Genomic DNA, 14,364 nt, shown 5'->3' with positions numbered 1-14,364 from the left:
AGTCCGACTCCGACTACGACCGCGAAAAGCTCCAGGAACGGCTCGCGAAGCTCGCCGGCGGCGTCGCCGTCATCAAGGTCGGCGCCGCCACCGAAGTCGAACTCAAGGAGAAGAAGCACCGCATCGAAGACGCGGTGTCCAACGCCAAGGCCGCCGTCGAAGAAGGCATCGTCGCCGGTGGCGGCGTCGCCCTCCTCCAAGCGTCGATCACCGCCTTCGAGAAACTCGACCTCTCCGGCGACGAGGCCACCGGCGCCAACATCGTCCGCCTCGCCCTCGAAGCCCCCATCAAGCAGATCGCCTTCAACAGCGGTCTCGAGGGCGGCGTCGTCGTCGACAAGGTCCGCAACCTCCCCACCGGCCACGGCCTCAACGCCGCCACCGGCGAGTACGTCGACCTCATCGCCACCGGCATCATCGACCCCGCCAAGGTCACCCGCTCCGCCCTGCAGAACGCCGCGTCGATCGCCGGCCTCTTCCTCACCACCGAGGCCGTCATCGCCGACAAGCCGGAGAAGAACCCGGCTCCCGCCGTCCCGGGCGGCGGCGGCGACATGGACTTCTGAGTCCAGCCGCGGCAACGAAGGCGGCTCCGCTTCGGCGGGGCCGCCTTTCGCCGTTTATGACCGATTCACGCGGGGATCTACCCCGAATGGGGTAAACTTTCCTGGTAGACGTGGAAAGAGCCGTCTCCGCGGACGGGAGGTTCCGCGGAGACGGCTCTTCAGCCTGGGAGCAGGCGCCACACTCGGGACGGAGCGGACGCAGGGAGGCACTCCCCGAGACGGCCGTATGCCGGGCAAAGTCCGCGCGGCCATCCTCAACGGCGATCAAGATACCATCGTGTATTGCGGCAGACAAGAGTTTTATGTCACTTATTTTCGACAATTCATGGACGGTCGATCGTTAGCCATCGACGAATTGGGCGACACGGACAATTAACGCGCCGAGCCTTTCGACAGGGCCGGTGCGGGAGGGCACGATAGGCATCGTGGTCCAGGCAGCCCCGCACTCCCGCTCCCGCCGCCCCTCGGTGACGATCCCCACACCTCCGGTGCGGGTGGAGGATCTCGACGCCGCCGGTCCCGGCGACGCACGCCTCGAACTGCTGGACGGGCTCTGCGTCCTGCGGCCCTGGCCAACGCCGCTGCGGGCCCGCGTCACCAGTCGGCTCACCCACCTGCTGACCGAGGCCGCCACCTCCGGCGCGCATGTGCTGCCGGCCGGCGTGGGGGTGGAGCTGTCGCCGCGCTGCCTGCTCGTCCCCGACCTCGTGGTCGCCGCGAGCCCGGCGGGCGAGGATCGCCGGCTGCGGGAGACCCCGTTCCTGGTCGTCGAGGTGGCCGACGCGAGCACCCGCCGCTACGACCGGACCCTCAAGCTCGACCTCTACCGCGAGCACGGCGTCGTGTCCTGCTGGCTGATCGATCCGGACACCACGACCCTGGAGGCGTACGAGCTGGTCGCCGGCTCCTACGTGGCCACCAGCGCCACCGGGCCGGACGGCGTCTTCACCACCACCCGGCCCTTCCCGGTGACCGTCCGGACCGCGGAGCTGATCGACCCGCCCGACGCGGAGTGAGCCGGCCCGCCGCCGGTGCCCGCGCCTAAGCCTGACCGGAGGTCTGGTCGGGGTCGGGGATGTCGTCGGCGTCGACGATCGTGTAGGCGTAGCCCTGCTCGGCGAGGAACCGCTGCCGGTGGGCGGCGTACTCCTGGTCGAGGGTGTCGCGGGCGACGACGGTGTAGAAGTGCGCGGTCCGGCCGTCCGCCTTGGGCCGCAGCACCCGGCCCAGGCGCTGTGCCTCCTCCTGACGGGACCCGAACGTGCCCGACACCTGCACCGCGACCCCGGCCTCCGGCAGGTCGATGGAGACGTTCGCGACCTTGGAGACGACCAGGGTGGTGATCTCACCGGTCCGGAACGCCTCGAACAGCCGCTCGCGCTCCCTGTTGCGCGTCGAGCCCTGGATGACGGGCGCGTCCAGCATCTCGCCGAGCTCGTCGAGCTGGTCGAGGTACGCCCCGATCACCAGCACCCGGTCGTCGGCGTGGCGCTGGACGAGCCGGCGCACCACCGCCCGCTTGCTGTAGGCCGTGGCGCACATGCGGTAGCGCTCCTCCGGCTCGGCGACCGCGTAGGCCATCCGCTCGTCGTCGGTGAGGGTGACCCGCACCTCGGTGCATTCGGCGGGCGCGATCCAGCCCTGCGCCTCGATCTCCCGCCACGGCGCGTCGTACCGCTTCGGCCCGATCAGACTGAAGACGTCACCCTCCCGACCGTCCTCGCGCACCAGGGTCGCGGTGAGCCCCAGGCGGCGCCGGGACTGGATGTCCGCGGTCATCCGGAACACCGGCGCCGGCAGCAGGTGCACCTCGTCGTAGACGATCAGGCCCCAGTCGCGCGCGCCGAACAGCTCCAGATGCAGGTACTCGCCCTTGCGGCGGGCCGTCATCACCTGGTAGGTCGCGATGGTGACCGGGCGGATCTCCTTGCGCTCGCCGGAGTACTCGCCGATCTCGTCCTCGGTGAGCGTGGTGCGGCGCAGCAGCTCGTGGCGCCACTGGCGGCCGGCGACCGTGTTCGTCACCAGGATCAGCGTGGTCGCCCCGGCCTGGGCCATCGCCGCCGCGCCGACGATCGTCTTGCCCGCCCCCGACGGCAGCACGACCACCCCGGAGCCGCCCTCCCAGAAGCCCGCGACCGCGCCCTTCTGGTACTCGCGCAGCTCCCAGCCGTCCTGCACCAGCTCGATGGGGTGCTTCTCGCCGTCGACGTAGCCGGCGAGGTCCTCCGCCGGCCAGCCGAGCTTGAGCAGCGCCTGCTTGAGCCGCCCCCGCTCGGAGGGATGCACGAGGATGGTGTCATCGTCGAGGCGCTCGCCCAGCATGGGCGCGACCCGCTTGGCCCGCGCCACCTCGACGAGCACCGCCCGGTCGAGCGCGCGCAGCACCAGGCCGTGGACCGGGTCGTTCTCCAGCCGAAGCCGGCCGTACCGGTCCATCGTGTCGGCGACGTCGACGAGCAGCGCGTGCGGCACCGCGTAGCGGGAGTGGCGCACCAGGGCGTCGACGACCTGCTCGGCGTCGTGCCCGGCGGCGCGCGCGTTCCACAGCGCCAGCGGGGTGATCCGGTAGGTGTGCACATGCTCCGGGGAGCGCTCCAGCTCGGCGAACGGGGCGATCGCCGCCCGCGCCTCGGCCGCGCCCGCATGGTCGACCTCCAGCAGGAGGGTCTTGTCCGACTGCACGATCAACGGGCCGTCCACCATGCATCGACGGTACAGGCGGCCACCGACGGAACGGACGGACGGCCGGCGCGGGCGCGCGGGCCGGACGCGCGGGCCGGACGAACGAGGCGGACGAACGAGGCCAGCGAGGCGGACGAACGAGGCGTCAGCGTTGGGTGGCGCCGCCCACCGACGGCACGCCGAAGGTGTCGTCGACCTCGGCGACGCCGGTCACCCGGTGCAGCGCGAAGCGGCGCGAGGCGGCACTGATCTCGTCCCACGCGCTCAGCCACCCGCCGTCGACGGCGGTCGGGCGCACGATCCGGTCCCGGGGGGTGCCCTGCTGATCGACATAGCCGAGCAGGACCCGCCGCCGCTCCCGCACCGCGCCCTGCAGCATCACCAGGATGAGCGGGGCCGACCGGGTGAACCCGACGCCCACCCCGCGGGCGGCATCGACCGCCGCCCGCACCTCCCGCGCGCCGTCGTCGCCGCGGCGCACCAGCCGCAGCACGTCCCGGGCCTGCGCGAGCCGGGAGTCGGCGACGTCGTTCGAGGCCGGGCGCGAGCGGGCCGGCGTGCGGTGCACGGTCGGGCGGCTCAGCAGCACCCGGCCGTCGGCCGCCTCCGCGACCGGCGAGTAGCCCGCGTCGCGCAGGCCGACGAGCACCTCGGCGGTCGGCAGCGGGGAGATGACGATCGTCGGCGCGATGCGGCGCAGCCCGAGCGCCTGGGTGCGCCGGCTCGCGACGACCTCGGCGAGCAGCGCGGTGTCGTCGCAGCGCAGATAGCTCGCCGCCGGGCCGGCTCGCAGCCGGCCGTGGCGGCGGGCGGTGTCGTCGATCAGGTAGCTCAGGCCCTGCGGGACGCCGGTGCGGGCCAGCCGGTCCAGCTCGGCGTGGATCTCCTCGGCCGTCAGGCCGGAGTCCAGCGCCCGGCGCAGCGAGTCCTCGGAGAAGCGGTAGACGGTCGCGGCGCCGGTCGACTCGACGTCCGCCATCCGGGCGACCCGCGCCGCCGCCGTGGGCGTGAGCGGCCCCGGCGCGACCGCGGTCAGGTCGGCCTGCAGCAGTAGTTCCTCTACCGGAGCCGGCAGCAGCGGCGCCAGCGCGTCGGCGAGCTGCGCGCACAGCGCCGCGTCGCCGCCCGACGGCCGGCTCGGCGGGCCGGCCAGGCGCGCCGGGTCCGCGCGTTCCGCCTCCAGCCGCGCGGCGAGCAGCCGGCCCACCGTGGTCGGCGCGCCGCGGCCGATCAGGCCGAGCAGCTCCGCCTCGGCCAGCGTGCCGTCGATCATCGCCGCCAGCAGCGACCCCGACCGGCGCGGCGACCGCCAGGCCAGCAGGGCGCGCAGCGAGGCGTCGTCCGGTGCCACACCCGGCGGCGCGGCCGCGAGCGCGCGCAGCACCTCGGCGCGGACCTCGACGGCGGCGGGGCGGCGCACGTCCAGCGACATGGCGGCGATCTGCCGGCCCCGCTCGTCGCGCTCGCCGACCAGCCAGGAGGCGACCGGTGCGCGCAGCCAGCCCTCGACGAGCGCCGCCCAGCGGGCGGGCACCAGCTCGGTGCCCCAGCGGTCATAGGTGGCGGTGGGCATGTACTGGACGTCGACGCCGGCCGTCGCGTCGACGAGCCCGGCGGCCGCGGCGAGTTCGACGACGAACGCGGCCGTCCGCTCATCGGTGTCGAGCAGCCGGGCGGCGGCCCGCAGGTCGCGCACGCTCAGGCCGCCGGTGCGCAGCGGCGTCACCGGCGCCGCGCCCCAGGCGTCCAGGATGGTGGCGACCCAGCGCACCACCGTGCCCGCGGCGAGGGCCGCCGCGCCGTCGGCGGCCGGCACGCCGATCTCGGTGCCGGTCAGCGCGGGTGGACGCGGATGCAGCGGGCCGGCAGGCCGCTCGCCCCGCGCGGCAAGGCCCACCTCCCGGGGCAGCTCGACGGTCTCCTCGTCGATCCCGATGACCAGCCCGCGGGCCAGCAGCTCCTCGACCGGGCCGCGAGCCCCGGCGAGGACCGGCACCCGGCCGGCCTCCGCGGAGGTCCCGAGCGCGGGGCCCGCGGCCAGCCGGTCGAGCAGCGCGCGGGCCCGGGGCGAGCAGTCGTCGAGCCAGCCGCGGACGGCGGCCGGATCGTCGAACCTCCGGCCGAGGGTCTCGATCAGCTCCGCGCGGGCCGCGACGGGCTCGCCGAGCACGCCGGCGATGCGGGCAAGCTGGTTCTGCCGGTAGGCGCCGAGACACTCCCGCACCGGCCGGCCGAGGCCGAGCGGGCGCGACCCGACCAGATCGACCACCATGCCGACGACGCGCAGCCCGTCCCCGTCTCCCCAGACCAGGCCCAGCTCGCGCAGCCGATCCACCACGGCGGCGAGCCCCGCCACCGCCTCGCCGTCGACGCCGCACAACGTGGCCAGCCGGTCGAGCGACACGCCGCCCGGCAGGAGGGTCAGCGCCTCCAGCACCTCGCAGGCGCCCGTGTCGAGCCGCTCCATGGCCCGGGCGACACTGACCCTGACCTCCAGCCGCGCGGCGAGGATGTCGAAATCGGGCGGCGGCGGGGTGGCGAGGTCCGGTCGCAGCAGGAAGAGCCGGACCAGCGCGTCGTCCGGCCTCGCGCGCAACCAGCCCGCCAGGGTCACGGGCTCGTCTCGCACCTCGTCGTCGGCCGGTATCGACATCCTCATGACGGTAGCCGGCGGACCGCCCGGTGGGCAGGGCGGCGGTCGCTACCCCGGGCGCGCCGCCCCGCCGGAGCGCGCCGGCGACTCGCAACCGCGCCTCGATCCGGCCTCGTGCCGGCGGATTCCCGGCGCTCCCGCGACCGACAGCTCCGCGCCGCGCACGGCCGGCCCGCCGCCGCCCGCGCCCCGGGTGAACCGGACGATGCCCACCTGGTCGAGCACCCAGCCGCAGCAGGTGTCCCAGCGCAGCACGGCGATGGACGGGTCGGTACCGCCGAGCGGGCGCAGGACGGCGAACGCCCAGTCGGGCGCGCCCGTCGACGTGCGGATGCCGGTGATGCGCAGATCCTCCGCCGAGGCGGCGGACACCAGCGGGCTGTCCAGGATCGCGCCGGCGATCGCGACGGCCTCGGCCTCCGTCGCCGGCCGGCCCGGCCCGTCGGCGACGTCGGACGCCATGGCGCCCGCACCGGAGCGGCCCGACGCCGTCCAGTCACGCCGCGGGGCGCCCTGACCGGCCGCACCTGCCAGCGGGACCGCGTGGGCTGCTGCGGATCTCGGACGCACGTGGCCTCCTTGGATGCCTTCCTGGCGGGCCGGGGCACGCGTTCGGTCGACCGTCGGCGACCCGGACGCCCTGGAGACACCGCGCGCGGCCGCCTCCGGTGAGGCGCCGCACGCGAGGGGCGTCACGGCAAGACGAGGTCGACGGAATGCGACAGACCTACCAATACCTGATTGGACACGCCCGAGACGGCAGGGCGCAAGGGGAATCGACGAACTGGAACACGCCAATTTTGCCCGGTCCGCCTCGCTCGCCAACGCGCTCGGGAACTCCGCTCGCACCAGGAGATCCCAGGTTACCCGGACATTGATTCGATCACACGCAAGGACGACCATAAAGCGACAAGCACAACAACAGGCGACAACGCCCACTCTCGGCGAGACAAACCATCAGTTACGTCACGGCGCGCGACCACTTTCTCCGCGCCCCCAAAGCGGCACCACGTATCGGCGCACCCGCCGCCCCCGGTCGTCTCCGGTCGACGCCGTCCGGCCCGGTCGACGTCAGTGGCCCCGGTCGACCCGGTCGACCCGGTCGACCCGGTCGACGAGGAACGAAAGGTGGTTGGCCCGACCCCAGTCCGCGAGCCGGGTCAGGACGCCGGCATCGCCGGGCAGGGCGAGCGTCCGGCCGATCGACACGCCGACAACGATCACCGAGACCACGATGGCGGCCCGCAGCACGGCCAGCACGCCCCCGCGGCCGCGCCGGGCTCCCTGACCCCGCCGGTCGCGCCGCACGCCAGGGCCATCCTGCCCGGCGGCCGGCGGGTGGTCGTCCCACCGGCCGACGGCTGGGGGCGGGTCGTCCCATCGTCCGGCGGACGCGGCCGGGTCGCCGCCGGGGCGAGACACGCCGGGCGCCCGCGGCGGGGGCCCGTCCAGCCGCACGGGCGCCTGCCGGCCGGTGAAGCTGACGTCGTCCAGCGCCGGCCGTCCCGCCGAGCGCCCCGGCCCGCCGGGCGGGGGCGGGCCGACGCCCGGAAGGGCCGGGCGCACGCCGGTGGTGCTGACCTTCTCCAGCGGCCCGGAACCGGCGGTGCCCGCCTCGTGGCCGGCCGGGCGCGGCTTCCGCGCCGGCGACGCGGGCCGGCGCGGACGGTCCCCGGGCCGTTGCGGGTCGCGGCGCGCGGATGACGCGCCACTGGCCGGTTCCTGACCACCATTGCGAAATGCGCGCGGATCCGCGGTGTCGGGCTGACGGAATCCCGACCCCGCAGGAGGGCCGTCGCCAGGAAAGCCTGTCGGTGCGGAGCGTGCGGGTGCGGGAACACCGCGATCGTCCGTGTACCGAGCGCTGGCGGGATGGGCATCGGGATCCGACGGCCACGCCGCCGGTGCCGCGAAACCCGCCCGCGGGCCGGCGGGAGGCGTTCCCCCGGCGGCCTCGTGGGCCGGACCGGCTGGATCGTCGGCGGGATCGTCGGCGGGATCGACCGCGATGACCTCGGCACCGCCCGCGGTCGGGTTGCCGAACGCGACCGCCCGAAAGGTCTGGCGGGGACCCGCGGCCGCGGCCCCCGCCGGCCGGCCCCCCGCCGGGGGCCGCCGTTCCCGGGGCGGCTGCCGCCGTTCGGGCGCCGGGTCGGTCTCCATGTCGGCGGGATCGAACGCCGCCGCCCGGCCAGGCTCGGGGCCCACCGCGGGACGCCGGTCCGCCCGGGGCGCCTGGCCGGATGGCGGGAGGGCCGGCAGCGTCCCGAACGCGACGATCCGGCCGCCGCCCGTGGGTGGACCGGACGGCCCGAAACCGGCCGCCGGACGGCGGCCGCCCGCTTCCGGCGGCTCGTCCCCCGCTCTCTCGCGGTTCCGGCCCTCTGCGACCACCGCCCGCACCTTCCGCTTCCGCGTCGCGCCACCGCGCCGCCGCGCCCTCGGGTCACCGGCACACGCAACACCGGCACATCACCACACGACTGCGGGTTGACAGGCACAACCCTGACGCTGATCACGGTCATCTGCGGCGATCCAGCCCAGACTAGCTCCCACCCCGGACAAAAAGGGCCCCCATGCCGCCCCGGCCGGGACGCGACCCGTTCCGCCCGCCCTACCGAAGGCCGAGGCCGACGCCCTCGCGGGCCGCGAGCATCACGGTCTGCGGACCCGGCAGACCCGTTCGAGGACGAGCCCCCCGACGAGCAGCACCACCGCGGCGGCGAGCCCGAGGCCAGCGGTGATCGCGTCGCTGCCGGCCGTGGGGAACTCATCAGTGCGCGGAATGGTGTAGCCGAGCACACCCGCCCAGCCCCCGGCGAGGGCCGACCCCGTCACCGAGCTCGCCTTGGCGAGCGCGGCCAGCCGGGCGACCGTCAGCGGCAGAATCGGCCGGGTGCCCGGCCGGCCCGCCAGCCTGCGCCGCGTCTGCCCGGCGACCTGCAGCTCGATGATCCCGATCAGGACGACCGACAGCGGCGCCGTGCGCGGCAGTGTCGGGATCGACCGGTACGCCCACCACAACAGCAGATATCCGAGCACGCCGAAGACGACCGCCACCACGACGAGGTCACGGGCGCGCGTCGGCCTCACCCCGCCGTTCCCCCCTCGTCCAGCAGCATGCTCGCGCCGCGCCGCAGGCCGGCGAGCTCGCCGTCGCGCGACATCCGGGCGACAAGGTCGGCGACCCGGCCGTGCCCGGGCAGGACGGCGTCCGGCTCCACGTCCAGCCAGGGCACGCAGACGAACGCCCGCAGATGCGCGCGGGGGTGCGGGAGGAGGATCTCCGGGTCGTCGCTGCGCCGCATGCCGAGGGCGATGACGTCCACGTCGAGCGTGCGCGGGCCCCAGCGCACCGTGCGGACCCGCAGCGCCTGCTCCTCCGCCGCCCGCGCCGCCGCGAGCAGCTCCCGCGGCGGCGCGGGTGCCGTCAGCACGACGGCGTTGAGATAGTCGTCCTGCTCGGGGCCGCCGACCGGCGCCGTCTCGTACACGGGTGAGCAGGCTGATACCCCGAGCAGCTTGTCGAGGCTGCGCACCGCGCCGCGCAGCAGTGCCCACCGGTCACCGAGGTTGGAGCCGAGGGCGAGCACCGCGTGGGCCGGACGGTCCGCGGGGGCTGAGCGATCCGCGGGGGCTGGACGATCCGCGGGGACCGGTCCGCCCGGCGCGCCGCCGCTCGTCATCGCCCGCCCTCCGCCGTCGTCACCGGGGCGGGCGTCATCGGGGCGGCCCGCCGTCGCCCGGCAGGGTCACGGTCACGGCCACGTCGGCGAAGACGAGGGGGATCGGTGCCGCCGGCTTGTGCACGGTGACCTCGGCGCGCGCCACCCGCTCCCGGCGGGCGCACGCCGCGGCGAGCTGGTGCGCGAGCGTCTCGATCAGATCGACGGGCGGGCCGGCGACGATCGCGGCGAGCTCCTCGGCGAGCTCGCCGTAGTGCACCGTGCGGGTGACGTCGTCCGTCCGCGCCGCCTCCGCCGCGTCCAGCCAGAGCACCGCGTCCACGACGAACTCCTGCCCCAGCTCGCGCTCGGCCGCCAGCACGCCGTGCCGGCCGCGCACCCGCAGGCCGGTGAGCGTGATCCGGTCCAGCGGGCGTCCGCCCGCGTCCGCCGCCGTCACCGGGGGAACCGCGGCGCTTCCTGCGCGCCGGCACGGCCGGGCACCGAGGCCGGCCGCTGCGTGCCACGCGGGGGCCTCGCGGCCAGGCCCGGCAGCAACAGTGGCGGCAGCCCGGGGCCGGCCGGCGACGGCGGGGTACCGGTGGCGGGCGCGTCGACGCCGGCCTGGCTGTCGGGGGCCGGATCGTCGCAGCTGCCCTGCCGCCAGGCGCGCACGACCCGCACGGCGTCGGCCGCCGGGCGCACCGCGTGCACCCGTACCCCCCACACCCCGGCCGCGGCCAGCAGCGCGGTGGTGGCCTGGGTGGCGTCGTCGCGCTCGTCGCTGGGGCGCACCGCGCCGCGCGGGTCGGCCAGCACCGAGCCGAGGAAGGACTTGCGGGACGTTCCGACCAGCAGCGGCCGGCCGAGGGCGGCGATCGCGTCGAGCCGGTTGAGCAGCGCCCAGTTGTGCGCCGAGGCCTTGGCGAACCCGATGCCGGGGTCGAGGATGACCCGGTCCTCGGCGATCCCGGCGGCCGTCACGACCTCCAGCCGGGCGCGCAGCTCGGCGACCACCTCGGCGACCACGTCGCCGTAGACGGCGCGGGTGGTCATGTCGGCGCTCGGGCCGCGGGCGTGCATGAGCACGTAGTACACGCCACGGTCGGCGACCATGGCCAGCAGGTCGGGGTCGACGCCGCCGGAGACGTCGTTGACCAGCACGGCGCCGGCGTCCACCGCTGCGGCGGCCACCGACACCCGGGTCGTGTCCACGCTGACCGTCACGCCGGCGGCGGCGAGCTCGGCGACCACCGGCAGCACCCGGCGCATCTCCTCGGAGGCCGCCACCCGGGACGCCCCTGGGCGCGTCGACTCGCCGCCGACGTCGATGAGGTCGGCGCCCTCGTCCACCATGCGCAGCCCGGCGCGCACCGCGTCGACCGGGTCGAGGAAGGTGCCCCCATCGGAGAAGGAGTCCGGGGTGACGTTGACGACACCCATCACCCTGGTGAGGCCGCCCGGCCGCAGCAGGTCGCCGCCGGCCCGGCTCACGCGGCGCCCTCCCCGACAGGCGCCGGGGCCGGGGTCGCCGCCCGGCGGTAGGAGTACCGGTAGACCGGTCGGAAGCCGAGCTCGGCGTACAGACGCCTGGCCACGGTGCTGACCTCCTCAACCTGGAGATAGGCGTGGGTGGCGCCCTGGTGCGCCGCCCACCGGGCGAGCGCGCCGAGGACGCGCCGGGCCGCGCCGCGACCGCGCGCCGCGGGCAGCGTGGCCATGCTGTAGATGCCCAGCCAGCGACCGTCGGTGACGCCACGGCCGACGGCCACCGGCACGCCGTCGGCGGTCAGCGTCACATAGGTGGTCGGCAGCCGCAGTCTCGCGAGCACGGCCAGGGTGCCGACGCGCTGCCCGTCGAAGGTGGTGAAGACCTGCCCCGCCACCCTCAGCCAGCCCTCGTCCGCGACGGGGCCGGCCCGGAGGTCGACGGCGGTGCCGCCCGCCGGGGCGGAGCCGGCGTCCGCGCGGGTGAGCCCGGCCAGCGGCGCGGAGCAGACGTCGGTCGGCCCGGTGTCGTCATAGCCGGCGTCGTCGAGCGCGGCGGGCAGACCCGATGGCCGGCTGACCGGCGTCAGCTGAAAGGTGGGGGGCAACCCGGCGGAGCGGTAGAAGGTCTCGACGGCCGCGAGCCCGGCGGCGAGATCCGGGACGTCGCCGCGCGCCCACACCGAGTTGCCGCGCCGCGACGATCCGGCCGAGGCCCGCAGCAGCCACCCACGGTGCTCGCGGACGGCCAGCGGCGGCCACGCCCGGTGCGCGACCAGCTCAAGCTCGCGGGCCAGCGACGCGTGCGCGCCGGAGAGCCCGCACCGCGGACCGAACAGCGGGTCGGGTGGGCTCGCCGCCGCGCGCTCACCCACCGCGAGGCACCACGAACGGCCCGACACCCGCGCGCCCACGGCGCGCCGGACGGGTCTGACGGAACTGCTGGGCCGCATCAGCCACCATGCCGAGGCTACCGACCGGACAGCAGGGGTGGCCGACGGCATCGCTCGGACCGGTGGTGCCAGCACCGCGCCCACCAGCGGGCACCATGAACGAATGTCATAATTTCCGGTTTATTGCGGATATGTTCCCATTCTGCCGCGCGCCTCCTCCGATCGCCACCGATGCGGACGCGGCACGCCCGGACACGTCCGCCCGATTCCGGGCGCATCCGCACAAGCCTTCCCCGTCCGGCGCGCCGAGGACGGGACTTCCTTCGTCCGTGTGCCCCGCGACCGGCTTCATACCCGGCGGAAAGTTGATCGACAGGCCCTCCAGGAGGCAAGATCGAGCTTGGAAACCGCGGAGAAACAACACGTAGAGCAACAGTGGCCTGCACATGGCGGCCCCCTGATCGTCACCTTCCGGCGCAAGGCACCTTCTACTATCGACAGCGGGGAAACCGGTGGATTCCGGCTGGTGCGGTCGGGACCGACCGGCGGCAACGTCGCCGCCGCGCCCAGTCCACCGGCAAGGCCGGACCGCCGACCGCCGGTCCGGATCGCCGCCGCCGTCGCCACCGTCGCCGACGGCCCTGGGACCTCGCACGGTCGAGTGGTCTCACCGTGCGCTCCCATCGGGTCGCCCCTCGCAGCGAGCCCTGCCCATCGCTACGTTGTCGGCACGGTCGCAGACCGTGGTGTTTTCGGAAGGAAGGACGCGCGGCATGCCGCAGTCAAGCGGATCCTCGCCAGACCGTCGCCCCGACCCAGGGGGTCCGTCCCCGTCCGGCCGATCCGGCCCTTCACCAGCCAGGCACGCCCCGTCGACGGCGGGCGAGTCGATCAACATCCCGCCGGCGCGGACCCCGCCGGACGACCGCCCCGAGGACTACCCCGCGGAGCCACCTGCCCAGCCTCCGGTCGACCGGTGCGACCGAGGCCCCACCGGCCCCGGCACGGCCCCGCGGCTGCAGGTCCCCGACGGCCTCGCCGAGCTGGCCCGCGCCTCGGCCCTGCTGCGCCGCACGGCGCTGTTCGGCCGGGGTCCGCACGGCCCCGCCCCCTCGTGCGCCGCCCCCGACACCCATCCCGCCGCACTGTCACTCGCGATGCTCGGCGGGCGCTCCCCCTTCGACCTCGCCCCCGCCTGCCACGCCACCGCGGCCCCGGCCAGCACCACCACACCGGCCAGCACCACCGCACCGGCCGGGGTCGCGGGACCGCCCGGCGCCTCGGCATCCGAGGGCACCATGGCGGCCGCCGTCCCCGAACTCGCGGCGGCCCTGTCCGATCGTCGGCAGTTCCACCGCTACGCCGGGGCGGCGATGATGACCGCGCTGCTGGCCGAGGGCCAGATCATGGAAGTCTCCGACATGCTCGCCGCGAGCCCGATCCAGCTCGCGCTGGAACGCGCCGACGACATGCTCGGCGATCTGCTCGACGCGCACGAGCGCACCCCGCCCGCGCACATCCTCGCCCAGACCTCCCGGCTGCGCCGCGGCCTCGAGCGCCTCGGCCGCCGCTCGATGCCCGGCGGCGACGCCCGCCGCCGTGACCTGCTCACCGGCCGGGTGGCCGTCCTCGGCGCAGACGCGGCGTTCAAACTCGGCGACATCGAGCAGGCCCGCGCGCTGACCACGCTCGGCTTCCAGGCCGGTGACCTGGCCGGCGAGGGGCCGCTGCGCGGCTCCGCCCGGGAGGTCGCCGCCGTCAACGAGTTCTACGCCGGCCGGCCGGACGAGGCGCTGCGGCTGGCCCGTGACGGGCTCACCCACGTCGGTGACGGCCCGGTGCGCGCCCGGCTGGTCTGCCAGGTGGCGCGTTCCCTGGCGGCCCTCGGCGATGTGCGCGGCGCGGCCCAGGCCCTCGACGAGGCCTACGACCTCGCGGATCTGATCCCCCCCGACCAGTGGGGCCGGCCCGGTCCGAGCTTCGAGAACTTCAACCCGGTCGAGGTGTCGTACAACGCCACCACCGCGCTGTGCCTGCTCGGCCGGCCGCGGGCCGCGGAGGAGCACGCGGAGCTGGCGCTGCCGAAGCTCGACGCGATGGATGCCCCCGGCTTCCGCTCGGTGATCCGGCTCGACCTCGCCCTCGCTCTCGCCCGCCAGGGGCGCCTCGAGCTCGACCGGGTGTGCGACCTGGCCACCGAGGCGATCCAGATCTCCTGGGGACGCACGGTGGCGTCCGTCTCCGGGCGGGCGGACCAGCTGCTGACCGCCACCAGCCCGCACAGCGAGGTCCGCCAGGTGCGGGAGCTCGCCCTGCTGGTGCGGGAGTGGCAGCGCTCGGCGGCCAGCCAGCGGCCCGCCCCCGGCGCGGTCACGGCGCCGGCCCTGCCCGTCTGAGCGGACGGCCGGCGCACG

Annotated in this window: 12 protein-coding genes; 3 read left to right on the top strand and 9 right to left on the bottom strand. The window is 75.5% G+C overall.

From position 1 onward, the window contains the following. Nucleotides 1–566 (top strand): TCP-1/cpn60 chaperonin family protein (locus tag AC6EXY_RS26780; RefSeq protein WP_499818407.1); only part of this gene is annotated, 566 nt, incomplete at its 5' end. A gap of 425 nt (nucleotides 567–991) precedes the next feature. Beyond that, nucleotides 992–1,582, top strand: coding sequence for a Uma2 family endonuclease (locus AC6EXY_RS26775; RefSeq protein ID WP_101831376.1), 591 nt, complete (start codon nucleotides 992–994; stop codon nucleotides 1,580–1,582). Nucleotides 1,583–1,607: 25 nt separating this feature from the next. Here AC6EXY_RS26775 and AC6EXY_RS26770 read toward each other — a convergent pair whose 3' ends face one another. From AC6EXY_RS26770 to AC6EXY_RS26730, 9 genes are all read right to left on the bottom strand, one after another. Further along, nucleotides 1,608–3,272 carry a DNA repair helicase XPB gene (locus AC6EXY_RS26770; RefSeq protein WP_101831375.1) on the bottom strand — a complete coding sequence of 555 codons (1,665 nt, stop codon included), beginning with the start codon at nucleotides 3,270–3,272 and terminating at the stop codon, nucleotides 1,608–1,610. Between the two features lie 124 nt (nucleotides 3,273–3,396). Further along, entirely contained in the window at nucleotides 3,397–5,910 is a 2,514-nt protein-coding gene (locus AC6EXY_RS26765; protein ID WP_499818406.1) for a helicase-associated domain-containing protein, read from the bottom strand. A 42-nt stretch (nucleotides 5,911–5,952) separates the two neighbouring features. Then, nucleotides 5,953–6,474, bottom strand: coding sequence for a hypothetical protein (locus AC6EXY_RS26760; RefSeq protein WP_101831373.1), 522 nt, complete (start codon nucleotides 6,472–6,474; stop codon nucleotides 5,953–5,955). A gap of 501 nt (nucleotides 6,475–6,975) precedes the next feature. Next, on the bottom strand, nucleotides 6,976–8,298 hold the full coding sequence (locus AC6EXY_RS26755; RefSeq protein WP_499818405.1) for a hypothetical protein: 1,323 nt from the start codon (nucleotides 8,296–8,298) through the stop codon (nucleotides 6,976–6,978). Nucleotides 8,299–8,559: 261 nt separating this feature from the next. Then, nucleotides 8,560–8,997, bottom strand: coding sequence for a DUF3180 domain-containing protein (locus AC6EXY_RS26750; RefSeq protein ID WP_101831371.1), 438 nt, complete (start codon nucleotides 8,995–8,997; stop codon nucleotides 8,560–8,562). Then, nucleotides 8,994–9,590 carry a 2-amino-4-hydroxy-6-hydroxymethyldihydropteridine diphosphokinase gene (gene folK / locus AC6EXY_RS26745; RefSeq protein ID WP_101831370.1) on the bottom strand — a complete coding sequence of 199 codons (597 nt, stop codon included), beginning with the start codon at nucleotides 9,588–9,590 and terminating at the stop codon, nucleotides 8,994–8,996. The genes AC6EXY_RS26750 and folK overlap by 4 nt, the downstream gene beginning before the upstream one ends. 34 nt (nucleotides 9,591–9,624) lie before the next feature. After that, nucleotides 9,625–10,029: a dihydroneopterin aldolase gene (gene folB, locus AC6EXY_RS26740; RefSeq protein WP_101831369.1), complete on the bottom strand. Its 405-nt coding sequence runs from the start codon at nucleotides 10,027–10,029 to the stop codon at nucleotides 9,625–9,627. Beyond that, entirely contained in the window at nucleotides 10,026–11,012 is a 987-nt protein-coding gene (gene folP, locus AC6EXY_RS26735) for a dihydropteroate synthase (RefSeq protein ID WP_101831377.1), read from the bottom strand. Before folP ends, folB begins: the two co-directional genes overlap by 4 nt. A 47-nt stretch (nucleotides 11,013–11,059) precedes the next feature. Beyond that, entirely contained in the window at nucleotides 11,060–11,932 is an 873-nt protein-coding gene (locus tag AC6EXY_RS26730) for a GNAT family N-acetyltransferase (RefSeq protein WP_243407408.1), read from the bottom strand. A 791-nt stretch (nucleotides 11,933–12,723) separates the two neighbouring features. On the opposite strand from AC6EXY_RS26730, the gene AC6EXY_RS26725 reads away from it, so the two are divergent. Further along, nucleotides 12,724–14,346 (top strand): NsdA family TPR-like regulatory protein, encoded by a 1,623-nt coding sequence (locus AC6EXY_RS26725; protein WP_499818404.1) that lies wholly within the window; start codon nucleotides 12,724–12,726, stop codon nucleotides 14,344–14,346. Nucleotides 14,347–14,364 lie beyond the last annotated feature (18 nt).

The sequence above is a fragment of the Frankia sp. RB5 genome (assembly GCF_059816245.1).
This window is presented reverse-complemented; position numbering and strand designations above follow the sequence as displayed.